The organism is Lysobacter panacisoli (genome assembly GCF_009765165.1).
Lineage (GTDB): Bacteria > Pseudomonadota > Gammaproteobacteria > Xanthomonadales > Xanthomonadaceae > Lysobacter_J > Lysobacter_J panacisoli.
Map to the genome: position 1 here is coordinate 3,251,989 of NZ_VLNU01000001.1, position 25,436 is coordinate 3,277,424.

The window sequence follows — 25,436 nt, forward strand, 5'->3', positions numbered from 1 at the left end:
GAGCGGTCCATGCGCGAGGTCGTCGACAGCGTGCGCGAATCCACAGTGGACGTGGAGCGCGCGGTGCCCTCACAGGCGCGGCGCGACGATCGCCGCCATATCCTGCATTCGTGGTCGTCGCACGCGAAGCTCGAACCGACGGTCGTCGTCGGCGCGCAGGGTGTGCATTTCGTGGACGAGGAAGGACGTCGCTGGCTCGACTTTTCCAGCCAGCTCGTCAACGTCAACGTGGGCCACCAGCATCCCCGGCTGGTTGAAGCGATCCGGGCACAGGCGGACAAGCTCTGCACGATCGCGCCGTATCACGCCAACGAAGCGACAAGCGAGGCCGCGCGATTGATCGCCGAGGTCGCGCCGGACGGGCTCGACCGCGTGTTCTTCACCAACGGCGGGGCGGAGGCGGTCGAGAACGCGATCCGCATGGCGCGCCTGCACACGGGGCGCCATAAGATTCTCACCGCGTATCGCAGCTACCACGGCGCGACCGCCGGCGCGATCGCGGCGAGCGGCGATCCACGACGCTGGCCGTCGGAGCCGGGCGCGCCGGGCATCGCGCGTTTCTGGGGTCCCTATCCATACCGATCGTCGTTCCATGCGGCGAACGAGCGCGAGGAATGCGAACGCGCGCTCGCTCACTTGGCCGACACGATCATGGTCGAAGGACCGAAGACCATCGCGGCGATCCTCATCGAGTCCGTCGTCGGTGCGAACGGCGTGCTCGTTCCGCCGGATGGCTACCTGCGCGGCGTGCGCGAACTGTGCGATGCGCACGGGATCGTGATGATCGCCGACGAGGTGATGGTCGGGTTCGGTCGTTGCGGCGAGTGGTTCGCGGTCGACCACTGGAACGTGGTGCCGGACCTGATCACCTTCGCCAAAGGCGTCAACTCGGGCTATGTGCCGTTGGGCGGCGTGATCATGAACGAGGCGATCTCAGCGACATTCGCCGAGCGCGCCTATCCGGGCGGACTCACCTATGCCGGCCATCCGTTGGCCTGTGCCGCGGCGGTCGCCTGCATCGGGATCTATCGCGACGAAGACCTCGTGACGCATGCGCGCAGGCTGGGCAAGGAAGTGATCGCGCCGGCGTTGCTGGCGATGCTTGAGCGGCATCCCAGTGTCGGCGATGTGCGTGGGCTGGGCGCGTTCTGGGCGATTGAGCTGGTACGCGACACGACGACGCGCGAGCCGATGGTTCCGTTCAACGCGGCCGGTGCCGACAACGCGCCGATGATCGAGTTCGCGAACGCCTGCAAGCAGTATGGACTATGGCCGTTCGTCGCATCCAACCGCCTGCACCTCGCGCCGCCTCTGGTCATTGACGAAGCGACGTTGCGCGACGGACTGGCGATCATCGACGAAGCGTTGTCGGTGGCGGATCGACACTGCTCGTCGTAGCGATGCCAGGACATCGCCATCCGATGATCGGATGGCGATGGTTCGGCGAAGGGCGCTACTTCTTTGCAGCCAGTCTCCGGCGGAGTTCGGGAACGGGCAGGCCGCCCCAGCCCCAGTTCTCCAGTGGCACTTCCTCGATCACGACGAAGGTCGAGTCGAGCGGCTTGTTCAGCACGTTCAGCAGTACCTCGCTGACGCCCTTGATCAGCGCCGCCTTCTCTTCGTCCGTGGGTGCGTCGCGTCCCGGGGCGGTGCCTTCGCGGGTGATCTGGATGTTGACGATGGGCATGGCGTTCTCCTGATGGGAGGTGGACGGGCGCGTCAGTGTCCGGCGCTCTGGCCACCATCGACGTGAAGGATCTCGCCTGTCACGAACCCCGCGGACTCGAGGTACAGCACGGCCTGCACGACTTCGTCGATCTCGCCGAGGCGACCGGTCGGATGCAGGGCGGCGAGCCACTCGTGCGTCTCCGGCGCATGCATCGGCGTGCGGATCACGCCCGGCGAGACGGCGTTCACGCGGATGCCGCGCTTGGCGTACTCGATGGCGAGTGAACGCGTGGCCGCGTTGAGGCCGCCCTTGGTGAGCGAGGCGAGGACCGACGGCACACCATCGATGGCGTGGTCGACGAGGCTGGTCGTGATGCTGACTACGTGGCCACTGCCTTGTTTCTCCATCTGCGAAAGGGCCGCCTGAGTGACGTGGAAGAAGCCGTCGACGTTCACCGCCAGCGTGCTCGCATAATCCTGCGGTGTGTACTGGGTGAACGGCTTGGCGAGGAACACGCCGGCATTGTTGACCAGTGTGTCGATCCGGCCGAAGCGCGTCAGGCCTTCGCTCACGATGCGCTCGGCGACGGCGCGATCGCCGATGTCGCCGGCGACGGTGAGGATGTCGGGATCGTTCGACGGCTTGATGTTGCGCGAGTTGGCGACGACGAAGTAGTCGCGATCGCGGAATGCCTGTACGAGGCCGGCGCCGATGCCTTGCGATGCGCCGGTGACGATGGCGACCTTGCGGGAAGTGCTCATGGTTGACTCCAGTGTGAGGGGAGCCGGAATGCCGTCGGCACAGGCCGGCGGCTCCGACGCGACTCAATCTGGGATCACGGCACCCACGACGGAATCCACGTCGCGCGGCAGACATTCTTCCGCGCGGCGGTGCAATCGGGTCGGTCAGCGCGGCGTATCGAGGCCCGCGTAAGCCGCGCGCAGGCGGGGCAGGGCGAAGTCGACGAACGCACGGACCTTCGGCACCGCAAGGCGTCCGTGCGGCGACACCAGGCTCACCGGGATCGGTGGCGGTTCGGCATCGGCAAGGATGATGCGCAGTGCGTCGTCGGCGACTTCCGGGGCGACGTGGTACGAGAACAGGCGCGCGACGCCGTGGCCGGCAACGGCCGAGGCGATCGCGGCACGCACGTTGTTCACCACCAGTCGCGGCGTGAACGATACCGAACGCGCCACGGCCGATCCTTCGAGCGGCGGGAAACTCCACGAATCCTGGCCCATGTGCGCCATCGCGATGATCGGGTGCTTCGCCAGGTCAGACGGGTCGTCGATGCGCGGGTGCGAGTCGAGATAGCGCGGCGCGGCGACCACGACGCGCCGTACTTCGCCTATCCGCTGCGCCACCAGCGTGGAATCGGCGAGGTGAGTGATGCGCAGCGCGAGGTCCATCCCTTCGTCGATCAGGTTGACCGGGCGCTCCAACAGATGCATCCGCACGTTGACGGTCGGATGTTCGTCCATGAACGCGTCGACGATGGGACGCAGGATCTCCACACCGGAGAACACGGTCGAGGTGATGGTCAGCGTGCCGCGCGGGACCGAGCGTTCACCGGCGGCCTGCCGGTCGGCTTCGTCGAGGTCGGCCAGCACCTTGCGGCAGGCGGCGGCGTAGCGTTCACCGGCCTCGCTGAGCTTGATCGAGCGCGTGGTCCGGTGCAGCAGCGGAACGCCGACGTGCGCTTCGAGGAACGCGACGGCGCGACTCACCGCGGCTGCCGAGCGTCCGGTGCGACGACTCGCACCGGCGAGGCTGCCTTCGTCCAGCGCGGCGATGAACACCTTCATCGCATCGATGCGGTCCACGTTCGCTCCCGGTCCTTGCCATCGTGCCTGCGTGGATTTGACCACCTTGTACGTGTTGCCGTCATCCGGACGCGGGCGCGTTCATGCGACCGGTCGGGCGAATTGCGCGGCGTTGCGGCGGACGAATTCGCTCACGCTCATCGGTCCCTGGCCGGTCAGGCGCAGCAGGTCGTCGGTCATGCGGTCGTAACGCCCCTGCTGGTGCAGGTCGGCCATCGCGGTGAGGTGGTCGAGCAGGTGCGCAGGGACGCCGATCTGGCGCAGCGTGTCGCCCCACGCGGCGACCGGCACGTCGCGGTAGCGGATCGTGCGTCCAAGCGCTTCGGAGAACGCCTTGGCGTGGTGTTCGACATTCGCCGACTCGAAGCCGGTGAGGTTGTAGACGTGGCCGATGTGCGGCGCCGGATCGTCGAGGATCGCGGCGACCGCGCGAGCGACGTCGATGGCGGAAATCGGCGAGGTGCGCGCATCGCCGAGCGGCAGCACCAGCTCGTCGCGTTCGCGCACGCCGGCGGCGACCAGGCGCAGGAAGAAGCCTTCCAGGAACACGGTCGGACGAACGGTGATCACCGGCAGACCCGACCACGCCAGCGCCTGTTCGGCGAGCCAGTGCAGCTTGTGCTGCGGGCTCGGCGTCGTCTCGCTGATGCTCATCTGGGTGACGGTCATCTGCGACATGTTCACGAACGCTTCGACGCCGTGGTGGCGTGCGACGGCGGCGACGTTGATCGTCGCTTCGAGGTAGGCCGGCGAGACCGACATGCCGAAGTACAGGCGCGACACGCCTTCGATCGCGCGGTGCATCGAGGCGAGGTCGGTCAGGTCGCCCTGCACGACTTCGGCGCCGAGGTCGCGCAGTTGCTGGGCGCGTTCGTCTTCGCGGCGGACCAGTGCGCGGACGCGATGGCCCTTCTCGATCAGCATCGTCGTGATGTTGCGGCCGACCGCGCCGATGTCGCCGGCGGCGCCGGTCACGAGGATGGGACGTTGCTCATGGATGTTCATGGGAGTTCACTTACGTATCGGTGAGGAAGGGAGATGTCGGGCTTTCAGGCTGCCGCGGGAAGCGGCTCGCGGCCGGGACGCAGTGCGATGCGCGCCAACAGCGCGCTGGCTGCGATGATCGTCGCCAGCGTCGCGGCCGGCGGCAGCGCGATGGACGGGAGCACAAGCAGTGCGACGGTCGCGGACGCCATCTGCAGGAAGCCCAGCAGCGCCGATGCCTGGCCGGCCTGCGCGGCGAACGGGCCCAGCGTCAGCGCGGTCGAGGCGGGGATGATCAGGCCGACGCCGAACAGGAACACCGCGGCTGCGACGACGTAGACGATGAGGCCATGCGCATCCGACAGCGTGCTCGCCACGGCGATGCCGGCAGCCACGGCGGCGATCGACAGCCCGAGCGCGATCACGCGTGCCGGACCGACGCGCGCGGCCAGGCGCGGTGCGCGGAAGGATGCGGCGAATACCGCGAACACCGCCACACCGAAGAACAAGCCGATGCCGACCGTGCCGATGCCGAAGCCACGCAACACGACGGGCGTCGCCGCGAAGTAGGCGAACAGCGCGCCCATCGTCAGCGCGTTCGCCAGCGCGGGGCGCGTGAATCGCGGATTCGCCAGCAGCGCGGCGTAGCCGCGCGCGAGCGCGCGAGCGCCGAGGCGGCTGCGCTGCGTCGCGGGCAGGGTTTCGCCAGCGATGCGCTGGTGCGCGATGGCGATGACGACGGCGACCGCGATCAGCGCGACGAGGGTGGCACGCCAGCCCCAGGCTTCGCCGATCAGGGCGCCGAGCAGCGGCGCGAAGCCGGGCGCGGCGGCCATGATCGACATGACCCAGCCCAGCGCACGCGCCAGCGCCGCGCCTTCGAACAGGTCGCGCAGCACCGCGCGCGACAGCACCGATGCCGCCGCCGCGCCCAGGCCCTGCAGGGCGCGTCCGGCCAGCAGCGCGGTGAGTCCGTCCGCGCTCGCGGCGATCGCGCTGCCGGCCACGAAGATCGCCAGTCCGCTGAACAGGATCGGACGACGGCCGAAGCGATCCGACAGCGGGCCGGCGAAGAGCTGGCCGACCGCGAACACGGCGAGGAACGACCACAGCACCGGCGCGGCGGCGGATGCGGACGCGCCGAGGTCGGCGATCATGGCAGGCATCACCGGCAGGACGATATTGGTCGCGAGCATCGCCAGCGCGGTGAGCGCGGCGAGCAGGAGGATCACGGCGGGGCTGGATTCGGTACGCATCTTCGTTGGCTCTGGAACAGCGGGCTGGCTGCAGGAGCGAACGTAGACCCTTCCGATCCGGGCCAGTAGCCGGTAATTTTGGAAACAGGTCTTCCGCAAGGTGGAAGGATGATGGACCGACTCGAAGCAATGACCGTGCTCGCGGCCGTGGTGGAGGCGGGCAGCCTGTCGGCCGCGGCGCGCGCGCTCGGCATTCCCCTGACGAACGTCAGCCGCAGAGTGTCCGAACTGGAGAAGCACCTCGGCACGCAACTGCTGGTGCGCGGCGCGCGGCGGTTGAACCTGACCGAAGCGGGAGCGCGCTACGTCGCCGCATGCAGACGCATCCTCGAACAGGTCGCCGAGGCCGAGCGCATGGCGTCGGGGGAGCACGTGGCGCTCACCGGCGAACTGGTGGTCAGCGCGACGCACGTGTTCGGTCGCACGCACGTGCTGCCGATCGTGTGCGATTTCCTGCGCGAGTACCCCGACATCCGGGTTCGCCTGCAACAGACCGACTTCAGCGTGAACCTCGTCGAGGACCATGTGGATGTCGCGGTGAGGATGGGCACGCCACGCGACGGCAACCTCGTCGCGGTGCCGGTCGGCCAGGCTCGACGGATGATGTGCGCGAGCCGCGAGTACCTGGCGCGTCGAGGCACGCCGCGCAGCGTGGCCGATCTCGCCGGCCACGACTGCATCGTGCTGGAGACGCTGGGTTCGTCCGGTCGCTGGGACTTCGCGCACGGCTGGCTCGACTACGACGGCCCGGTGCGCAGCCGCATCGCGGTGAGCACGGCGGAAGCCTCGCTGGAAGCCGTGATACAGGGACTGGGCATCGGCCACCTGCTGTCGTACCAGGCCGTGGACGCGATCGCGTCGGAACGGATCGCATACGTGCTGGAAGACCAGCAACCCGCGCCGGATCCGGTGAACCTGTTGTACGCACCGCGCCGACCCTTGCCGATGAAGATCCGCGCGTTCATCGATTTCGCGTCGCCACGTTTGCGCACGCTGCTGGGCGCGGCCGCCTGAGCAGGGTGGTGCGGACTCAGCGCGACGCCGGATCGTGCGCGTTCGGGCGGCCTTCCCAGTACTCGCGGGGAACGATCTTGGCTCCCTCGGGATCGGCCTCGTAGTTGGGCGACATGATCTGCACGCCGGCCTCGTTGAAGGCGTCCTGGATGTTCGCGTGCAGGTCGCTGCGGATCAGCCAGCGTCGCGGCAGGTCGACGATGTGCGAGCGCAGGACGTACTTGACGTAGAAGTCCTCCAGCTCGGCCTGTGCGACGAAAGGCGCGGGCGTCGTCTGCACGCCGTCGGTGCGCCGGGCCGCGTCGAGCAGGAGTCGATGTATCTGCCGCCAGGGCGAGTCGTAACCGATGGTCACGGTCGATTCGATCCACATGCCCGGGCTGTCGGGGTTGCGCGAATAGTTGTGGAGCTGTCCGCCGAGCACGACGTTGTTGGGGAAACTTACCTCCACGCCGAGCGGCGTGCGCAGGCGCGTCGTGAACAGGCCGATCTGCTGGACCACGCCTTCGGTCTCGCCGATCCGCACCACGTCGCCGGGGATCATGGTGCGCGAATACAGCAGCGTGAAGCCGCCCGCGGCTTGGCCGACGATGCTCGATGCGCCCAGCGACACCATCAGGCCGACGAACACGCTCAATCCCTTGAACGCGTCCGTTTCGGCGCCGGGCAGGTACGGATAGGCCATCGCGATCGCGAACAGCCACACGATCCCGGTGACGATCTTGCGCGTCGGCTCGGCCAGCTGCTGGTCGATGCCGACGAACTGGAATCGCCCGCTCTGCACGCCGGCGAAAGTGACCCGGATCGCCTGCGCGACCACTCGCGCCAGAAGCAGGATGACGAAGACCGTGAACAGCCCCGGCAGCGCGCCGACGATCGAGCGGCCGAAGTCGCTCAGGCGACCGCCGATCCAGCCCGTCATCGCCTCCGCCCACGGTTGCGTGTACGGGAATCGGCCAAACGCGAAACGCAGCCATTCCTCGAACACCAGCGCGACGAGCAGCCACATCGACACGCGCGCGAAGCTGCGTGCGCTGATGATCAGGCCGTTGAGCAAGTGGCGGGCCGATTCGCTGCGCAGCTGCGAGAGTCGTACCTGGAGCCAGGCATCGACGCGATGGCGCACGCGGCGTACGAACCAGCGCAGCAGATAGAGCAGGGTGAAGGCGATGGCGGTGCCCACCAGCACCCAGCCGATCCCTTGCAGGATGCGCTGTGGGCGACGCGCCTGTTCGGCGGCACCGACCGCAGCCTGCAGTCGCGTCATGGTGCGCGCACGCATCTGATCGAGCGTCTCGTTGCGAAGCAGGTCGCGATCGGCCGGTGTGAGCACGGTGACCAGTTGCTTCTCCAGCAGGATCACCACGCCCTGCGGCACGTTCTCGTAGCTGACCTGCGCCTCACCGGGCACATCGACGATGCGCGCGATGTTGGCCTCGGCGGCGCGCGCGCGCATTTGTGGCGTATTGCCGAGGAACGTCGAGCGGAATGTCGCGATGTCGCGGTTGAAGTAGCGCGCGGTCGCCGTGTGTGCAGGCGGCGCTGCCGTCGCCGTGGTGGGCGGCGACGTGGCGGGCTGCGCGACCGCGAGGGTGCAGGCGAATGCCAGCAGCACGGACAGCCCGCGCCGCAGCACGCGACGCAGGACGTGGGCGGAGCGGGGCGACGCGCCGTTCATCAGAAGCGATAGGTGACGCCCAGGCGGATGCCGCTGTCGACGAAGTCGAGGTTGCCGAGGAAGCTGGAGCGTTCGGCGTCGGCTTCGATCTTGCGCACCGTGTAGTCCAGCGAAATGCCGGTGCTTTCCCACGGGAACCACTCCACACCGGCGCGGCCGAAGGTGATGTCGGCATCGATGTTGTCCACGTCGGCGGAGAAGTAGCCCACGTCGGCGGAGAAGCGCCAGTCGTCCACCGGCGCCCAGCGCCAGCTGCCGCCGATCGTCGGTGCGGGCAGGTCGGCATCGATCTTCTCGCTGACCTGGCCACCGATCTGGTTACCGTTGGCATCCACTTCCAGAGACAGCTCCAGGCTCATGCTGTACCACAGCAGGCCGAAGCGCGGGCCCAGCGCCCAGTTCTCCTTGGACGCGGCCCACCAGACGTAATAGGCCTCGTAGGCGTCGAGATCGAGCGCGGCACGAACGGTGCTGGAGGTTTCGTACAGCGTGTCGTTGAACTCGATGTCGCGGTTGATCCGCCGCGTCGCGTCGGCGTCGTCCTGGTAGTACGAGAAGCCGAACTCATGGTGGTCGAACGGCCGCCAGGTCAGGCCGACGAACGCGATGTTGTTGCTGCTGTCCAGGCCGAGGTCGCGTTCCAGGTCCACGCGCGTGCCGGCACTGGTTTCGCCGTCGGCGCGCACCTCGGTATCGAAGTCGGTGACGTACAGGCCGACGCGTGCGCTGAACGTATCCAGCGGCTCCACCGCGAAGCAGGGCAGGGAGAACGCGGCCAGCAGGGGCATGGCGACGAATGCGGTGCGGTGCGTTTTCATGTGTCCTCCCATCGTGATTGCAAGCGGAGTGATTCGAGGCGGGGCGATTTCAAGCGAGGTGTTGCAGGCAGTTCATCGGGTGTGTTCGGCGGTGTGCAGGCCGACCAGCCTCGCGACGAGGATGGCCAGGTAGAGCTGACCGAAGATGGCTTCGAACACCGCCAACCCGCGCAGAGGTGCGGTGCCGGGCGTAATGTCGCCGTAGCCGAGCGTTGCCAGCGTGACGAAGCTGAAGTAGATCGCCTCGGCCATGCTGATGGCGTGCTCGGCCGGTGCGCCGAAGACGTAGAAGGCACCCGGTACCGCCCGCGCCAGCGCTGCGTACAGAACGCCCCAGCACACGCCGACCAGCAGGTAGGCGCTCAGCGCGGCGTACATCCGCTCCGAGCTGACTTTCACCGAGCTCATCGAATGCCGGACCGCGCGGAATGCCGCCCATGCCGCGACCAGGCACCAGATCAGCGCGCCGGCGACGATGAAGGCGGGTGCATCGATCTGCGAAGACCAGGCGCGCATCAGCACGGCGACCACGACCAGCGCGTAGAGCATGCGACGCTGCATCGTCGCCACTATGGGGAATACCGCGGCCAACAGGCTGACCACCACCAGCGCTTCCATCGTCGCGCGGCCGAGCGGCATCGCCTGCAGCAACGGGCCGATCGCGATGGTCGCCAGCAGCGCGAAGAACAGGATCATGTAGCGGCGCTGCTGGAACACGCTGGCGGGTGTCGTGGTGGCCGTCATGGATCACCCCGACGCGTTCGGCACGTAGAAGAACACCGCGCCCAGGATCAGGTACACCGCGAGCAGCTGCACGCCACGCAGCCAGTCGGTGCGACCATCGCTGGCGACCTGTCCGGTGATCATCACCGAAAGCAGGATGGTGACGACCAGCCCGGGCCCGAACACCAATCCCATCGGATGCGGTCCGATGACGTAGCTCAGCAGCACCAGCAACGGCGCCACCAGCAGCGCCAGCTGCACGCTCGCACCGAGCGCGATCGACATCGCCAGGTCCATCCGGTTCTGGCGCGCGGCCACGATCGCGGTGGCCTGTTCCGCCGCACCGCCGATCACGGCAAGCACGAACACGCCGGTGAACGCGTCCGACAACCCAAGGGACTTGCTCGCCGGTTCCACCGCGCCGACCAGGATCTCGCTGAGCCAGATGATGCCCAGACTCACGGCACCCAGCACCAGCGAGGCGCGGGCTGGGCTCCACAGCGGACCGTGGTGCAGGGTGTCGGCGTGCGCGTCGTTGCCATTGTTCTTCGGCACCTTGCTGTGCATCAGCGTGAAGGCGACGTTGGCCACGTACACGAGCAGCAGCACGATCGCGAGGAACGTGCTCATCGAATTCAGCGCAGCTTCCTCCGTCGGCACGATGGCGCGGTAAACCGCCGGCAGGACCAGGGCGATCACCGCGAGCGTGAGCATCGTCGCCTGCGTGCGGGCGGCGCGCGATTCGTAGCGCTGCTCGCCATGCCGAGACCCGCCCAGAACCATCGCAACACCGAGGACGAACAGGATGTTGCCGATGATGGTGCCGGCGATCGAGGCCTTGACCATGTCGTGCAGGCCGTTGCGCAGTGCGGCAAGGGCGATGATGAGTTCGGCCGCGTTTCCGAACGTCGCGTTGAGCAGGCCACCGATGCCGGGGCCCAGGCGCGCCGCCAGCGATCCGGTTGCCTGCGCCATCAACGACGCGAGCGGCACGATCGCAAGACCGGCGACGACGAATACCAGCAACGGCCGATCCGGTGCGAAGTGCTCCAGGGCGATGGCCAGCGGCATCAGGACGAGGAGCCATTTCATCGTCCGCTCCGTCTCAGTTGGTTCCGGCGCGATCGCGCGCGGGTTCGATCGGCGTGGCGCTTGCCACTTCCTCGGCGGTGCCGAAATTCCCGCCGAGTGCGAGGTGGAGATCGATGCGCCGGCTGAGCCGTTCGCGCTGCACGCTCAGCAGTGCGATCTCGGCCGCCCATGTCGCGAGCTGGCGCTGGTTGACCGCGCGCAGGTCCGACTTGCCGATCCGGTACGAGGTTTCCTCCAGCGTCGTCGCGCGTCGGCTCGCGCTGGCGGCGTCGCGAAGGATGCGTTCGCGCTCGGTGAGGACGCGCTCGGCATCCAGCGCATCCTCGACTTCGCCCAGCGCGATGAGCGCGCGGCGCGCGTAGTCGGCCACTGCTTCCTTCTGTTCGGCGGTGCGCAGGCGCACCTGGCCGGTGAGCAGACCGCCGGTGTAGATCGGCATGACGCCCGTTGCGGCAACGGACGATGTGGTCTGCTCGAGATCCTCGCGCGTTTCCACCACCTCGTTGCTGATGCGGCCGTAGCCGGCCGACAGCGTCAACGTGGGCAGCATCGCCGCCTTCGCCTCGCCGACCTTGTCGAACGCCGCAGCAACACGCCGCTCGGCCGCGACCATGTCCGGCCGTCGGTTCAACGCATCCATCGGAATGCCTGCGGGGACGGGGCCCGGGAACGGCGTGAGCGTGTCGCGTGCACCCAGCGTCGCGCCGGGATAACGTCCCAGCAGGGTCTCCAGTGCGCGCAGTGCCTGCCGGTTTGCGAGCTGCATCTGCTGGCGCGCGTCGTCGTAAGTGGACAGGTTGCTGCGCGCGATCAGTGTTTCGCTTTCGCTTCCGGCGCCGACGCGTTCACGATGTTCGGTCAGGTCCACCAGTCGTCCGGCCGAGGTCGCCATCTCGTCGGCGAGTTGCATCTGCAGTCGCGTCTCGCTGGCGACGAACCAAGCGCGCGCGACGCTGGCCGCCAGCGACTGCTGCGCGTAGCGGTAGTCGGCACTGCTCGCGTCGCGAGCGGCGCGAGCGGCATTGCGCGCGTAGCGCATGCGCCCCCACAGATCGATTTCCCAGCTCAGGCGCAGCATCACGCCGCTGAGCAGCGGCACCAGGTCGGCGACAGGCTTGGAGCCGGCGCGCCCGAGCAGTCCGATCGCCGGTTTCAATTGCGCTTCGGCCATGTCGACCTGCGCATTCGCCTGTTCGACGCGCGCGGCGGCCATCAGCAGGTCGGGGTTGTTCGCCAGCGCTTCGTGCACCAGCTGCACCAGCGTCGGGTCGTCGAACGTGGACAGCCAGCCGTCGTCGACCTGAGCGGCACTGGCTTCGGCGGACCAGTTCGGCGGAATCGCGGTGCGACCCAGCGCCTGCGACTGGACTTCGGCGCCGGTGGGTTCGCGCAGCACCGCACAACCCGTGAACGCCACGAGCGCGCACGCGATCGCGGCGTGGAGGGCGTGGATGCGGCGGGCGTGCGTGGCTGCGCGCATGGCCGCCTCAGTGCAGCTTCAGCACGAGCAGGTCGAGCTTGGTGCTGACCCGGATGATCACCTTGCGCACGATGTGGATCAGCTTGCCGTGCTCGGTGTAGATCGCCCCCTGGCCCTGCGCGCCCATCGCGATGAACGCGTGCTCGTCCTTGCCGGTTGGACGCAGACGCACTGCGATCCGTCCCGGCGGCAGCGGTGTGGTTCCGCTCTGCGGGATCATGCCGCTGATCGGCAACTGGCCGGTGCTCGATGCCCAGACCACCGAATCTACCACGCACTTGATGATCTGGTTGGGCGCGGTCTTCAGCGCGATCTCGGCCTCGTTGCCGGGCTTCACGTTGCGCAGTTCGTTCTGCGAGTACATCGCCAGGATCCACTGTTCCTTCTCGACGAAGCTCATCACCGGCGTCAGCGGCAGGCTGGCGGCGTAGGAGCCTTCACGCAGTTGCAGGTTGATCACGCTGCCGTCGGCGGGCGCGTAGACCGTGGTCTGGTCGAGCTGCCAGCGCGCTTCGATGACCTGCGCCTTCAGCTGTTCGAGCGCCGCGCGTGCCTGCGCGACTTCGGAGAGCTGGCCTTCGCGCGTCTGTGCGGAGAGTTTCTGCTGCACCTGCGCCATCTGCGCGGTCGTCGACAGCAGTTCCGCGCGCAGGCTCGCCGCTTCGGTCTGCGCCTGTTCGTGGTCGAACTTGGAACCCGCACCGGTCTGCGCAAGCTCGTTGGTCTGGCGTTCGCGCCGTTCCGCCAGCTGCAGGCGCGATGACAACGCATCGCGTGTGGAGCGCGCCGACTTGAGTTCCTCGCCCAACTCGCGCTGGTACGCCTGCGCACTGTCGAGTTTGGCCGACATTTCCGGCACCTTGGCTTCGAGCGCGGCGAGCTGCTGCTGGAAAGGCACCGGATCGATGCGGAACAGCACGTCGCCCTTTTTCACTGGCCGGTTGGCTTCCACCGGCACTTCGATCACGCGCCCGGTGACGCGCGGCACTATCTGCACCACGTAGTTGATCGCGCGCACGTCGGACGACGACGGGGCGACCACGTTGAGGATCAGGATCAGCGCGGTCAGCGCGAAGATCGGCAGTGAGATCACGATGACCTGCGAGACGAAGTTCCACGGCAGCCACTTGAACTTGAAGAAGATCAGCCAGACGAAGAACGAATAGATCAGGAGAAGGATGATCTCCACGGCTCACTCCTCGTCGTCGCCGGTGCGCGCGCGTCCGCCGCGCGACGGGTCGTTGGCCATCGCCAGCGCCATCTCGAGCGAGCGGATGCGGCGCTTGAGCTCGTCCACTTCCGGCTGGCGGTCGCGCGCGTTCGCTTCGCTCGCCTCCAACGCCGGTCCGCTCTCCACTTCGGCATCGTGCAGTGGCGAAATCGCCTCGCCGTGGCTCTGGTGGCTTGCGACATCGGTGCCGTAGGCCATCTTGTGCAGTACCGGCCGCGTATAGGCCCACAGCCAGGCGAGCGGCCACAGCATGCCGCCGAACACCAGCGAGAGCAGGCACAGAATCTTGATCGCATCGAGCTGCGGATGCCTGCGCTTCTCCGCGATCTTCTCCGGCAGGATGTGCACGATCCAGAACGCGGAGATCAGTGCGACCGGCACGATGATCAGTGCAAGCCAGGCGACAACGTTGGCCGCGGTGTCGAGTGCTTCGCCGCTGAGCAGGGACGCGTGCGAGGTCGCCGGCAGACTGGCGGCTGCGAACAGCATCACGATCGACACGTCGTGGCGTCGTCGACGGGAACCGGATTGGAAACACGCTGCGTTCATGACCGGGCACCAGGGCGGGGGAAGGGAGCGCCGCCGGTTCATGCGGGTGGTCCGCGTTGCCGGATCGCGTCGAGGATCGCCCCGATCAGCAGCTCATCGTCCACCGGCTTGCACAGATACGCGTCGGCGCCGTTGGCCATCGCGCGCATGCGTCCGTCCGGAGTGTCGTTGCCGGTGAGGACCACGACGCCGATCGGCAGGCCGCGTTCGCTCAGCGAGCGCTGCACATCGAAGCCGCTCTGGCCGGGCATGTGAAGATCGAGCACGACGCAATCGGGCGCGCTATCCTGCACATGGCGCAGGAATTCCGTGCCCGATCCGTAGACCAGGACGTCGAAACCTGCGGATCGAAGAAGACGGAGCAGGGCGTGTCGCACGTCCTCTTCGTCATCCACCACCGCGACGAGGGGCGATTTTCCGGTCATCGGGGCTACCGTGGCGTTTGCCGCCACAACGGGCAATTGGCCCTTGGGCCCATGACCGGTGCCAGGCTCGGATCGCGTTGTCGCTAGTCGGCGCCGGCGAGGCGCCCGTAGTTCAATCGTCGAGGACGCGATGATGAACTGGGTCGACCTGACATGGCCGATGTTGGCCTCAACCAGCCTGGTGCTTGCGCTCGTCCACGGACTGGTGTGGCTGGGTCAACGCCGCGCGCATCTTCACATGGCCTTCGCAGTCGCGGCACTCGCAGTCGCAGCACTCACACTGCTGGAACTTGCCGCGCTGCACACGGCGTCGCCCGAGCGCATGGCCGTATTGTTCCGCTGGATGCACGTGCCCGTGGCGGTGATGGTGACGGCGCTGGTGTTCGTCGTGCACCGCTCGTTCCCGGGCTACGGATCGACCACGCTCGCGCTCGCGGCGGTGGGTCTGCGCTGGTTGAGCGTGGTGCTGGACTTCACCACCGGCGTCAATCTCAACTTCCGTTCGATCGAGGGGGTCGCCATCACCCACTGGTGGGGCGTGCCGATCCATTATCCCGTCGGCGCGCTCAATCCGTGGCTGGCGGTCTCGCAGGCCAGCAATCTGCTGTTGTTGGCCTACCTGGCGCAGAACCTGTTCCGCGGCATGAAGGGCGCGGAGGACAAGCGCCACGCGGTGCTGGTGGTGTGCGGCGGCTGGTTCCTGCTGGTCGTGCTGATGATGGCCTCGGCGCTGCTGATGGCGATGGGCATGCCGAAGGTGCCGCTGACCGCGACGCCGAGCTTCATCGTGCTGATGATCGTCGTCAGCTGGCAGCTCGGTGGCGATCTGTTCCGCTCCCGCCAGTTGAGCACGATGTTGCACGACAGCGAACTGCGCCGTCTGCGTATCCAGGGCGATCTGGACATGGCAGCGGCCACGTCGGGCCTGGGGCTGTGGTACTGGGACGTGGCGCGTGACGAGTTCGTGGAGAACGGCAACAACCGTGAGCTCCTCGGCACGGACGGGGCGGATGGCCGTGTCGAGGGCGCATTGTTCGCACATGTCGACACGGACGAGTCGGACTTCGTGCGCAAGGCGTTCCACAAGGCGATCCGCGAGCCGAACTACGAGCTGGACTACCGCATCGCCGGTCCGGACGGCGAACGGCGCTGGATCAGCCTGCACGGCAGTGTCGAGTTCGACGATCGCGGCGGTCCGCTGATGGTGCGCGGCGTCACCCAGGACGTGACGCGCCGCCGCAGCGAGGAAGAGCAGCTTCGTTCGCTGCTGGAGGCGGCACCGAGCGCGCTGTTGCTGGTCGATGCGAAGGGCCGGATCCGCTTCGCCAACGAACAGGCCGCGCGCATGTTCGAGTACGACTCGATGGCGGGCGTGCACATCGATGCGTTGCTTCCGGACCGCCTGCGAACGCGCCACGCGGAGCACAGGCAGAGTTTCGCCGCCCATCCGAGCGCACGTACGATGGGGCAGGCGATGGAGTTGTTCGGCGTGACCCGCGAAGGCCGCGAATTCCCGCTCGAGGTCGGCCTCGGGCCCATGCACCTGGACAACCAGTTGCACGTGGTAGCCGCGGTGGTGGATCTTACCGAGCGCAAGCGCATGGAGCAGGAGGTGGCGATGGAACGCGAAGGACTGGCGCACTTGTCGCGCGTGACGATGCTGGGCGAACTGTCGGGCTCGCTCGCGCACGAACTCAACCAGCCGTTGGCGGCAATCCTCAGCAACGCACAGGCGGCGCAACGCATGCTGCGGCGCGATCCGTCGGACATCGGCGAGGTGCAGGAGATCCTTGCCGACATCGTCGACAACGACCGCCGTGCAGGGCAGGTGATCAGCCGCATGCGCGGCCTGCTCAAGAAGGAACACCGCGAACATCGCCCGCTCAGCCTGAACGAAGTGGTTCAGGATTCGCTGCGCTTGATGCGCAATGACCTGCTCAATCGTGGCGTCGGTTGCAGGTTCGACCTCAATCCGGCCGTGCCGCGTGTGTTTGGAGACCGCGTGCAGTTGCAGCAGGTGATCCTGAACCTGATCGTGAATGCGTGCGACGCGATGGCCGAGCAGGGCGAACGCGTGGTGACCGTGCGCACCTTCCACTCCGACACGGGCGTGTGTACGGAAGTGGTCGATACCGGGCACGGCATCGCCGAACACATGCTGGAGAACATCTTCACGCCGTTCGAGACGACCAAGCCCAGCGGCATGGGAATGGGGCTGGCCGTGTGTCGTACAATCGTGCGCGCCCACGGCGGTCGGATCTGGGCGGAGAACGCGCAATCCGGTGGCGCTCGAGTGTGTTTTGACCTTCCAGGCCTGGAGTGATGCCCGTGGCAGCGGTCGTGCACATCGTGGATGACGATCCCAGCGTGCTCACGGCACTGGGACGCGTGCTGGCGAGCGACGGCATGGACGTCGCACTGAGCGCGTCCACGCAGGAATTCCTGGGCAGTTTCGATGCCGCGACCACGGGTTGCATCGTCCTAGATCTTTCGATGCCGGGAATGGACGGTCTGGAGTTGCAGACGCGCCTGGCCGAACTCGGCGCCACCCAACCGGTCATCTTCCTCACCGGTTGCGGCGATATCGCCAGCAGCGTGCGTGCGATGAAGGCCGGCGCGATCGATTTCCTGACCAAGCCGGTGGATGTCGATGCATTGCTGGAAGCCGTGCGGCGTGGTCTCGACATGGACGCGAAGGCGCGCGAACAACTGCTCGAGGAACGTCGTGCGCAGGCGCTGCTGACGACGCTATCGCCGCGCGAGTACGAGGTCCTGCCGCACGTCCTTGCCGGGCGGCTCAACAAGCAGATCGCCTCCGACCTGGGCATCGCCGAGAAGACGGTGAAGGCGCATCGCGCGCGCATCATGCAGAAGCTGGGGATGCACTCCGTCGCCGAGCTCGTGCGCTTCTCCGAACACGCGCACGTGCCCGTGGCGGCCTGCGGACGCGGTCGCGAGCCGGTGCGCTGAGCCCGATCAGTCGTCGATTCGTTCGGGGCCGTGCAGCCGGCGTTCCCACGACTCCACTGCCGCGTGTGCGAGGCGATGCTCGATCAGCTTCCTCCACGATGGCGGCAATGGAAGCTGTGCCGCGTCCTGCAGCCAGTCACGATCGAGCGTGCGGTTGAACAGCAGGTCGGAGAGCCGCCTGATCGACCAGTCCGGATGGCGACGTTCGACCAGCTCCATCGTGTCGCCCGCCACGATGTCGCCTTCCTCGAGCACGCGGTAATACCAGCCGGTTCGGCCGCTGTGCTGCATGCGTCGCGCCACGCGCGGATCGCCGAAGCGGTCGTTGAGCTTCCAGCACGGTTGCCGGCCTTGCGAGACTTCCAGCAACGCGGTGCCGATGCGTACGACGTCGGCAAGACAGATGTCGTCCTCGGTCCAGCCGATAGTGGAGAGGTTCTCGCCGAACGCGCCGGGTGAGTTCAGCAGGACCGCGTCGTCGAGTTCACCGCGCCACCAGGTGTAGTGGTCGAAGGGATAGTGATGCACGGCCTTGTCCGGGCCACCGTGCACGCGCCGGTCGCCCTGCTCGTCGCCGACAAGACCTTCGACCGTCACACGCACCGGTCCCGAAAACGGTCGCTTGGCGATGGCGCTCGACGTGCCGGGCCGTGTGTACGGAACGGCTCGGCCGGACAGCACGGCGAGCAGGGGAACGGACCTGGCCGGTTTCATGTGCGCGGTGGTATCACGCGATGGCGCAGCCGTCGGCGCTGCAGCCGGCTTGTTCCGTGATTTCGTCCTTCGCATCGACGACGGGTTCACCGAGCAGCGAGGCGATCTGTGCGCCGAGCACCAGATCACCAACCTGCCCGAAGTGCTGGTGGCGAATGCGGCCGTTGCGGTCGATCAGCGTCAGCGTGGGCGTGCCGCGCATCGCATAGGCCTGCATGGTCTGCGGAATCGGACCGTCGATGCCGGCGCGGTCGACGCCGACGGGGAAGGGAATGCGGTATTCGTGCAGGAAGGCCTGCAGCGCGACTGGTGTCATCGCTTCGTGGTGTTCGAAGACGGTGTGCAGCCCGATCACCGCGACCTGTTCGCGGGCGAAGGTCGAATGCACGCGCTGGGCCTGGGGAAGTCCGTGCGAGACGCAGCCGGGGCAGAGCATCTGGAAGGCTTCGAGCATGACGACCTTGCCGCGCAGCGAATCCAGTGTGATCGGTGAGGAGGTGTTGAACCAGCGTTCCACCTGCAAGGCGGGCGCGAGGGAAGGGGAAGAAGTGTCCATGATCGTGTCCGGAGAAACGCCCGCATCACGACGATGCGGGCGATGCGATGTTCTCAGCGCAGGTCGGCGATGTCGGCACCGAAGTTGATGTGCAGCGGCAGTCCGCCCAGCACCAGCGCGGGAACGGACTTCACGCCGTCGGCTTCGGCTTCGGCGACGCGCGACTTCTGATCGCCGAGATGGACGATCTCGACGTCGAAACGGGCCGGGTCGAGCGACGCGGCGAGCTGGCGCTCGGCATCGACGCAGACCGGGCAACCGGCATGATAGAAAACGGCCTTCTGGCGCATAATGATGACTCCTCTTGCTTGCTCTACAGGGTGGGTGGAGGAAACCGGGCGGCGATCGATGACAGTCGGTCGTCGCCCACTTTTTTCCGCCTAGGGCGGAAGTCGGAGCCGGAACCGTTCGCGGTTCGCGGCGAGAAGTTCGTCGTCGGCCGGCGACTGGTCGGCACAATCGGTGCGCAGTTCGGCGTCGCCGAATGCGGCTCGGATGAAGCCGCAGTAGTGCGGCCGTGCGGCATCGCCCGAGCCGAAGGGTTTGAAGAACTCGCAGCCCATGCAGGTGCGCAGGCCGGTGGCCAGGCCTTGCTGTTGCGCCTGTCCGACGAGCAGCTGCGTGACCCGCAGCAGCGCGCCGACATCGTCGGTATCGAGCCCCTGCAGCAACGACACCATGCCGCGCGCGGGGTGGTTCAGCCTTGTGGCGAGTGCGCGTCCGCTACGTTTCAGCCGGATCACCGAAGCGCGCTTGTCGTCCGGATCGGGCGAGCGGGCGATCCACTCCTTGGCCTCCATCGCCTTGAGCGAATCGCTCAGGCTGGCCGCCGACACGCCGAGGCGATCGGCGATCTGACGAGCACGGAGGCCTTCGTCCGAGCCAGCCAGCATCCGCAGCACCGCGGCCTGGGTCGGGGGCAGCGAGGGGGTGCCCTCGTTGCGCCAGGACTGCGCCCGGACCAGCGATGACAGCTGCTCCAGCCCTGCGGCGGCCTGTTCGCGTTGGCGGGCGTCTTCACTCATGGCGTGTAAGATAGGAGTCCTAACTAATAGGATCAACTACCGTTCGTCGGGTCAGCCCCCTTATGATCGGGCGGGAAGGGGCTGGTTCTGGGAGTGGAAAATGACGCTGACCACGAGGCTCTGGTGCCTGGCGGCCTCCGTAGTTGTGTTCTGGAAGAGCTATCGGCTCTTCACCAATCCGTTCGTCGCATGCGCGGAGAAGAACGGTTACAGCGTTGCGAGTGACATCTGCGCGTCGAATGGCAGCACCACGGCGGCGGTCTACTTCGGCCTGCTCGGCGCGGCACTTGTGGGGGCGGCGCTATGGCCCGGTAAGCGTCAGGATCCGATGGGCAGCCCGACCGTCCGAAAGAAGTCGAAGGCCCGCAAGCGTCACAAGCGCCAGCGAGCCGCCGCGCGGGAGAGGCGAGAGGCTCGCAAGGGACGACCAGAAGGGATGTGAGCCCGCCCGCGAGGTTGTTCCCTCACCGATACGAACGCAGTCGTATCCTGAAAGCCATCGAGTGGCCATATCCGCGAACTGGCGGAAGTCATTTACTCAGGCATCCAGTTGCTCGAGGATCGTGCGCACTCGATCCAGTGCGGGATTGATGTCTTCCGCTTCGATGGCACCGAAGCCGAGCAGCAGACCCGGGTTAGGCGAAGGCAGGCGATAGCACTCGTCGAGCGGATACAGGCCAACCTCGACGCGCCGCGCGAGCTGGCACAGCTGTGTGGTCGGAATGGGGCGGCGGAACCGTACGGCCAGGTGGAAGCCGGCCACGGTCGGCAGCGCTTCCAGCCACGGTGAAAGATCGCCAGAGAGCCGCGCGAGCAGGCATTCGCGACGTTCGCCGTAGACGTCGTGGCAACGTCGGATGTGCTTGAGCAGATGCCCTTGCGTCATGAAACGCGCCAGCGTCCATTGCAGCATCGTCGTGCTGTGCCAGTCGGACAGGTGCTTGGCATTGACGAGGGCGGCGCGCAGCGCCGGCGGCGCGATGGCGTAGCCCAGTCGAAGCTCGGGCGACAGCGATTTCGAGAACGTCCCGATGTAAGCGACCAGTCCCCATCGGTCCAGCGTCTGCAGCGGTTCGAAGGCCTGTGCCGTGTAGCGGAATTCGCTGTCGTAGTCGTCCTCGACCACGATCGCGCCAAGCTCGCGCGCACGGTCCAGAAGAGCATGGCGTCGTGCCATGCTCATCGGCATGCCGAGCGGGAACTGGTGCGTCGGCGTCGTGTAGATGAGGCGCGTGCCGCCGGGAATCAGGTCGACGCGAATGCCTTCGTCGTCCACCGGAACCGGCACTACCTGCGCCCGCTGCGCCTCCAGCAACATCCGCGCCAACGGATACCCGGGTTCTTCCATCGCCACGATGGAACCGGGCTCTATCAGCACGCGCGCGATCAGATCGAGCGCCTGCTGCGCGCCGTTGGTGATGACCAGGTCGTCGGCGCGGCAATCGACGCCGCGACTGAACCCGACGTGGCGGCTCACTGCATCGCGTAGTTCGAGCAGGCCCTCGGGCTCGGCATAGAAGCCGCGCAGCGTCGAGGTGCGACGCAAGGCATGCAGCGCGCACTGGCGCCACTCCTCTTCGGGGAAGAGGCGCCGCGACGACGCACCGGCGATGAACTCATAACGGAGGCGTGCGTCGGGCAGGGGATGGCGCAGCGGCGTCTCCACGCCTTGCCACTGGCGCGCGACCGCACGGCCGGCAAGATCCTCCTGCGCCAGCGGTCGCGACGACTGCGGCAGGCGCGATGCGACGAACGTGCCGGCACCGACCTGGGTGACGATCAGTCGATCGAGCGTGAGTTTCGAATACGCCTGCGCCACGGTCTTGCGCGACACGCCGAGCTGTTCCGCAAGCAGGCGCGACGGTGGCAGCCGCTGGCCTGCCGCGAGCCGGCCCGCGCGGATCGCATCACGGAGTTGCCGATAGACCTGGTCGGCGAGCCCGCGCGTGCCTTCGATGACGACGTGCAGTTCCATGTGAGGCGATTATCGGGGATCGTGGACGTGACGGAATCGGTGACGGGAGGACGGCGGCCCGGCAAATTCCGGGCCGCCGCCGCGCATCATTCCGGAAGGTTCGCGAACAGGCCGCGCGGCATGGGCTTGCCGTTGGCGTCGTACGCCTTCTTCACGTTCTGGTAGGCCTCCTTTTCGGAGATGAAGCCGTCGCCGTTCGGATCCTTCGAGGCGAAGATGGCTTCGCCACCCGGCACGACGGCGACGAATTCGGCGCGCGAAACGAGGTGGTCCTTGTCGGTGTCGGCGGACGCGAAGCGGGCATCGCCGCACTGGCCCTCGCCGCACTTGCCTTCGACGGTCTTCATGGCGGCGTTCGCCTTGGCAGCCTTCGGCGCACCGCCGCATTTGCCTTCGCCGCACTTTCCTTCACCGCACTTGCCCTCGGCGGCGGCATGGGCGGCGCCGAGCAGGTAGCCCTGTGCGAGTGGTTCGACGGCGAAGGCGGAGCCGCTCAGGACGAGGCCAGCGAGGGCGATGCCGAACATGCCGGCGGGTTTGCGTGTGTTGATCGTGGACATCTGGTTGCTCCAATGAGGGGGATGCGACGCGCCCGCAACGTTGACGGTGCGGCGCGCAGCGGTTGCCAGTTCGCGGCCGCGGCGTGTCGTGCATGTGTCGCTAGTCGCGTTCCCATGTATCAGGACGTGGCCGACGGCGGGCCTGTGACATTGCGATACAAACCGGAAATGGCTGCGTTCACCCATCATTCGGCAGCACATTTCGTGGCCTCCGGAAATTCCCGGAATTGGCGCCTTCCGGCGGTGCAGAGCGGTCCTACGATGACGTCACTCCCCAACGGAATCCCCACCATGCAACCCCGTCTCGACTTCTACAAAGCTTCTCCCGACGCCGCCAAGGCGATGCTTGCGCTTGAAGGCGCCGTCGGAAAACTCGGCCTGGAGCCATCGCTGGTCGAGCTCGTGAAAGTGCGCGCTTCGCAGATCAATGGCTGTGCGTACTGCGTCGACCTCCACACCAGCGATGCGCGCAAGAAGGGCGAGAGCGAGCGTCGCCTGTACGCGGTCGCGGTGTGGCGCGAGGCGCCGTTCTTCACCGAAGGCGAGCGCGCTGCGCTGGCATGGACCGAATCGCTGACCCGCATCGCGGACACCCGCGCGCCGGACGCGGACTACGAATGGTTGAGCCGCGAGTTCGACGAGAAGGAGCGCGTGAACCTGACGCTCGCGATCAACGCCATCAACAGCTGGAACCGCCTTGCCGTCGGTTTTCGCTCGGTTTCCGCGACGTGAGGGGCGCCATGAACATCCGCATTGCACCCGTCGTGCTGCTGGCCACGGCTTTCGGTATCGCTGCGCCGGTGTTCGCCCACGGTCCGGGCGAAGGCGATGGAGAAGAGAAGATCACCATGCTGCAGGAGCGTGTGCTAGCGGACGCGCCGGGAAAGAAGGCGCTCGCCTTCACGGTCGAGTACGCACCGGGCCAGCGATCGATCCCGCACGTGCACGCCGGTTCCGCGATCGCCTATGTGCTGGAAGGCTCGGTGATCTCGCAGCTCGAAGGCGAAGCGCCGGTCACCTATCGCGCCGGTGAATCGTGGTACGAGACGCCGCGAACGAACCACCTCGTGTCGCAGAATGCCAGCACCACGAAGCCGGCAAAACTGCTGGTGTGGATCCTCAATGATGGCGACAGCCCGCTGTTGACGCCGCTCGCGCCGAAGGACAAGCCGGCGTCCCGCTGACACCTTGCCGCCGTGGCCCGCGATGCGGGCCGCGGAGCAGGGGACCTTTGGAGCCGGCCCCACCGCCCCCATCTGCAGGGGAGCCCTCTCCCCCAGGAGTTCCGCCATGAACGACTATCGCAAGACCCCGGAAGCCGTCGCCCAGCTCACGACCGAGCAGTACCGCGTCACCCAGGAAGGCGCGACCGAACGTCCCGGTACCGGCGAATACCTGCACAACGAGAAGCCGGGCATTTACGTCGACATCGTTTCCGGCGAGCCGCTGTTCGCGTCGTCGTCGAAGTACGAATCCGGCTGCGGCTGGCCGAGTTTCACCAAGCCGATCGAGTCCGCCCACGTCAAGGAGCTGCGCGATACGTCGCACGGCATGATTCGCACGGAAGTACGTTCCGCGCACGGCGACAGCCATCTTGGGCATGTATTCGAGGACGGTCCGCGCGATCGCGGCGGCCTGCGCTACTGCATCAACTCGGCAGCTCTGCGATTCATCCCGCGCGAGGAGATGGAAGCGGCCGGTTACGGCGCGTGGGTCGACCAGGTCGAAGACGTGCGCTGATGCGGGTCGTCTGTCTGGAAGCGGGGAAGCGATGTTACGGAGCTGCGCGTGCGGCTTCGAGTGCAGTCTCCACGATGCGCGTCACATCCTTGATCCGGAACGATTTCAGCACCCAATGAAAGGTAGCCGCGCGGCCGTTCGGGCCGCCGGTTTTCCGCATTTTTGTACTTTCCGAGCGTGCGATGGCCCGCATAGGCTGACTGCAGTCGGCAATGCAGGGGACCATTCCATGAAGGCAGCTCCCGACGCCCGCGAGATCGACGCCGCCCGGCGCGACATGTTGCTCACGACGGGCTCGGCGGTGCTGGCTGGCCTGGCCGCCTCGACGTTGCCGGGCGTCTCCCCGGCGCAGGCGAGTCGTGCAGCCGCACGGCTCGCACCCGGCTCGCTGGGCGCGCGACTGCAGGGGGTGCAGCATTTCGGCCTGACCGTGCAGAACATGGACCGTGCATTCGAGTTCTATACCGAGGTGCTCGGCGGAACGGAGGTGATGCGCGACGGCGACTTCCACGGCGATCGCATCCATAACACCCTGCTGGCGGATGAGGACATCGTCGCGCGCGAGCGCAAGGTCAATCCGCGCACGCTCGGAATCCCCGATCTGCGCGGCGGCGCGCAACGGCTCGACGTGCGCTTCATCCAGTTCGACAACGTCGTGATCGAGCTGCTGCAGTACCGCGATGCCGGGGAGCCGATGGGGCGCGGCAACAGCTTCGCCGAGCCGCGGGACCACATGAGTCCGGCCTTCCCGCGCTCGATGCATATCTGCTTCTACCTGCGCGACGACGTCGACTTCAATACTTTCATCCGCGACCTGGAGGCCGAATCCGCGCGCCGTGGCATGACGCAGGTGAAGGCGAATCGCGTGATCAACGTCGCCACCGAACAGCAGCGCCTCGCCGCGCCGATCGAAGCGAACTCCAACCGGATCACGGAAGGCCAGTCCGACGGCTGGTCGCTGATCTACTGCAAAGGGCCGGAAGGCGAACAGCTCGAGTTCGTGCAGGCGCTCGGTCCCGTCAAGCGGAAATTCCAGGACGCGTTCCAGGCACGCCAGCGGATGCTTCCGGCCACATCGGGCTGATCGCTCGCACTGGCGTTTCCAACCCCATCCACGGAAGGTCACCAGGCTGTTGCCGTGACTCTTCGCGGCA

28 protein-coding genes are annotated in these 25,436 nt (G+C 67.0%); 9 read left to right on the top strand and 19 right to left on the bottom strand.

The annotated features are described in order from the left end of the window. Positions 1–9 precede the first annotated feature (9 nt). A complete protein-coding gene (locus tag FOF45_RS15290; protein WP_158986337.1) occupies positions 10–1,398 on the top strand; it encodes an aspartate aminotransferase family protein in 1,389 nt (462 codons plus the stop codon). A 55-nt stretch (positions 1,399–1,453) separates the two neighbouring features. On the opposite strand, the gene FOF45_RS15295 is transcribed toward FOF45_RS15290, so the two are convergent. The 5 genes from FOF45_RS15295 to FOF45_RS15315 form a co-directional block, all read right to left on the bottom strand. Then, positions 1,454–1,687: a tautomerase family protein gene (locus tag FOF45_RS15295; RefSeq protein ID WP_158986339.1), complete on the bottom strand. Its 234-nt coding sequence runs from the start codon at positions 1,685–1,687 to the stop codon at positions 1,454–1,456. Positions 1,688–1,719: 32 nt separating this feature from the next. Continuing rightward, positions 1,720–2,430, bottom strand: coding sequence for an SDR family NAD(P)-dependent oxidoreductase (locus FOF45_RS15300; RefSeq protein WP_158986341.1), 711 nt, complete (start codon positions 2,428–2,430; stop codon positions 1,720–1,722). Positions 2,431–2,574: 144 nt separating this feature from the next. Then, positions 2,575–3,492, bottom strand: a complete 918-nt coding sequence (locus tag FOF45_RS15305) for a LysR family transcriptional regulator (RefSeq protein WP_158986343.1) — start codon at positions 3,490–3,492, stop codon at positions 2,575–2,577. 81 nt (positions 3,493–3,573) lie between these two features. Then, positions 3,574–4,497 carry an NmrA family NAD(P)-binding protein gene (locus FOF45_RS15310; protein WP_158986345.1) on the bottom strand — a complete coding sequence of 308 codons (924 nt, stop codon included), beginning with the start codon at positions 4,495–4,497 and terminating at the stop codon, positions 3,574–3,576. 44 nt (positions 4,498–4,541) lie between these two features. Continuing rightward, positions 4,542–5,732: a Bcr/CflA family efflux MFS transporter gene (locus FOF45_RS15315; RefSeq protein ID WP_158986347.1), complete on the bottom strand. Its 1,191-nt coding sequence runs from the start codon at positions 5,730–5,732 to the stop codon at positions 4,542–4,544. 111 nt (positions 5,733–5,843) lie between these two features. Here FOF45_RS15315 and FOF45_RS15320 point away from each other — a divergent pair, with 111 nt between their 5' ends. Beyond that, positions 5,844–6,746: a LysR family transcriptional regulator gene (locus FOF45_RS15320; RefSeq protein WP_158986349.1), complete on the top strand. Its 903-nt coding sequence runs from the start codon at positions 5,844–5,846 to the stop codon at positions 6,744–6,746. 16 nt (positions 6,747–6,762) lie between these two features. Here the strand turns inward: FOF45_RS15320 and FOF45_RS15325 are convergent, their stop codons facing one another. The 8 genes from FOF45_RS15325 to FOF45_RS15360 all read right to left on the bottom strand — a co-directional run bounded on the left by FOF45_RS15325 (position 6,763) and on the right by FOF45_RS15360 (position 14,769). Beyond that, positions 6,763–8,424, bottom strand: a complete 1,662-nt coding sequence (locus FOF45_RS15325) for a mechanosensitive ion channel family protein (RefSeq protein ID WP_158986351.1) — start codon at positions 8,422–8,424, stop codon at positions 6,763–6,765. Then, positions 8,424–9,242 (bottom strand): hypothetical protein, encoded by an 819-nt coding sequence (locus FOF45_RS15330; protein WP_158986353.1) that lies wholly within the window; start codon positions 9,240–9,242, stop codon positions 8,424–8,426. The genes FOF45_RS15325 and FOF45_RS15330 overlap by 1 nt, the downstream gene beginning before the upstream one ends. 72 nt (positions 9,243–9,314) lie before the next feature. Next, entirely contained in the window at positions 9,315–9,986 is a 672-nt protein-coding gene (locus FOF45_RS15335; RefSeq protein ID WP_158986355.1) for a potassium channel family protein, read from the bottom strand. A 3-nt stretch (positions 9,987–9,989) separates the two neighbouring features. Beyond that, positions 9,990–11,057, bottom strand: coding sequence for a calcium/proton exchanger (cax, locus tag FOF45_RS15340; RefSeq protein ID WP_158986357.1), 1,068 nt, complete (start codon positions 11,055–11,057; stop codon positions 9,990–9,992). Between the two features lie 13 nt (positions 11,058–11,070). Next, a complete protein-coding gene (locus tag FOF45_RS15345) occupies positions 11,071–12,537 on the bottom strand; it encodes an efflux transporter outer membrane subunit (RefSeq protein ID WP_158986359.1) in 1,467 nt (488 codons plus the stop codon). Between the two features lie 7 nt (positions 12,538–12,544). Continuing rightward, complete coding sequence (locus tag FOF45_RS15350) at positions 12,545–13,726, bottom strand: HlyD family secretion protein (protein ID WP_158986361.1); 1,182 nt, start codon at positions 13,724–13,726, stop codon at positions 12,545–12,547. Between the two features lie 3 nt (positions 13,727–13,729). Beyond that, entirely contained in the window at positions 13,730–14,269 is a 540-nt protein-coding gene (locus FOF45_RS15355; protein ID WP_199244500.1) for a DUF3302 domain-containing protein, read from the bottom strand. A gap of 86 nt (positions 14,270–14,355) precedes the next feature. Then, on the bottom strand, positions 14,356–14,769 hold the full coding sequence (locus FOF45_RS15360) for a response regulator transcription factor (protein ID WP_158986363.1): 414 nt from the start codon (positions 14,767–14,769) through the stop codon (positions 14,356–14,358). 106 nt (positions 14,770–14,875) lie between these two features. On the opposite strand from FOF45_RS15360, the gene FOF45_RS15365 reads away from it, so the two are divergent. Beyond that, on the top strand, positions 14,876–17,065 hold the full coding sequence (locus FOF45_RS15365) for a two-component system sensor histidine kinase NtrB (RefSeq protein ID WP_158986365.1): 2,190 nt from the start codon (positions 14,876–14,878) through the stop codon (positions 17,063–17,065). A gap of 5 nt (positions 17,066–17,070) precedes the next feature. Next, complete coding sequence (locus FOF45_RS15370) at positions 17,071–17,712, top strand: response regulator transcription factor (RefSeq protein WP_199244501.1); 642 nt, start codon at positions 17,071–17,073, stop codon at positions 17,710–17,712. 6 nt (positions 17,713–17,718) lie between these two features. Here FOF45_RS15370 and FOF45_RS15375 read toward each other — a convergent pair whose 3' ends face one another. From FOF45_RS15375 to FOF45_RS15390, 4 genes are all read right to left on the bottom strand, one after another. Continuing rightward, entirely contained in the window at positions 17,719–18,426 is a 708-nt protein-coding gene (locus tag FOF45_RS15375) for an MOSC domain-containing protein (RefSeq protein WP_158986369.1), read from the bottom strand. Between the two features lie 13 nt (positions 18,427–18,439). Further along, positions 18,440–18,982 carry a redoxin domain-containing protein gene (locus FOF45_RS15380; RefSeq protein WP_158986371.1) on the bottom strand — a complete coding sequence of 181 codons (543 nt, stop codon included), beginning with the start codon at positions 18,980–18,982 and terminating at the stop codon, positions 18,440–18,442. A gap of 53 nt (positions 18,983–19,035) precedes the next feature. Continuing rightward, the gene (locus FOF45_RS15385; RefSeq protein WP_158986373.1) at positions 19,036–19,272 is read right to left on the bottom strand and encodes a thioredoxin domain-containing protein; all 237 of its coding nucleotides are present in this window, start codon (positions 19,270–19,272) and stop codon (positions 19,036–19,038) included. A 90-nt stretch (positions 19,273–19,362) separates the two neighbouring features. Further along, positions 19,363–20,007, bottom strand: a complete 645-nt coding sequence (locus FOF45_RS15390; RefSeq protein WP_158986375.1) for a MarR family winged helix-turn-helix transcriptional regulator — start codon at positions 20,005–20,007, stop codon at positions 19,363–19,365. A 100-nt stretch (positions 20,008–20,107) separates the two neighbouring features. Between FOF45_RS15390 and FOF45_RS15395 the strand changes: the two genes are divergently transcribed. Beyond that, positions 20,108–20,449 carry a hypothetical protein gene (locus FOF45_RS15395; RefSeq protein WP_158986377.1) on the top strand — a complete coding sequence of 114 codons (342 nt, stop codon included), beginning with the start codon at positions 20,108–20,110 and terminating at the stop codon, positions 20,447–20,449. Positions 20,450–20,545: 96 nt separating this feature from the next. Here the strand turns inward: FOF45_RS15395 and pdxR are convergent, their stop codons facing one another. Continuing rightward, entirely contained in the window at positions 20,546–21,982 is a 1,437-nt protein-coding gene (pdxR, locus tag FOF45_RS15400; protein WP_158986379.1) for a MocR-like pyridoxine biosynthesis transcription factor PdxR, read from the bottom strand. Positions 21,983–22,068: 86 nt separating this feature from the next. Next, entirely contained in the window at positions 22,069–22,542 is a 474-nt protein-coding gene (locus FOF45_RS15405; RefSeq protein ID WP_158986381.1) for an HvfA family oxazolone/thioamide-modified RiPP metallophore, read from the bottom strand. A gap of 114 nt (positions 22,543–22,656) precedes the next feature. Between FOF45_RS15405 and FOF45_RS15410 the strand changes: the two genes are divergently transcribed. From FOF45_RS15410 to FOF45_RS15425, 4 genes are all read left to right on the top strand, one after another. Continuing rightward, a complete protein-coding gene (locus tag FOF45_RS15410; RefSeq protein WP_325063861.1) occupies positions 22,657–23,274 on the top strand; it encodes a carboxymuconolactone decarboxylase family protein in 618 nt (205 codons plus the stop codon). Between the two features lie 8 nt (positions 23,275–23,282). Then, a complete protein-coding gene (locus FOF45_RS15415) occupies positions 23,283–23,726 on the top strand; it encodes a cupin domain-containing protein (protein ID WP_158986383.1) in 444 nt (147 codons plus the stop codon). A gap of 106 nt (positions 23,727–23,832) precedes the next feature. Then, a complete protein-coding gene (gene msrB, locus FOF45_RS15420; protein ID WP_158986385.1) occupies positions 23,833–24,282 on the top strand; it encodes a peptide-methionine (R)-S-oxide reductase MsrB in 450 nt (149 codons plus the stop codon). A gap of 229 nt (positions 24,283–24,511) precedes the next feature. Further along, positions 24,512–25,366 carry a VOC family protein gene (locus FOF45_RS15425; RefSeq protein ID WP_158986387.1) on the top strand — a complete coding sequence of 285 codons (855 nt, stop codon included), beginning with the start codon at positions 24,512–24,514 and terminating at the stop codon, positions 25,364–25,366. Positions 25,367–25,436 lie beyond the last annotated feature (70 nt).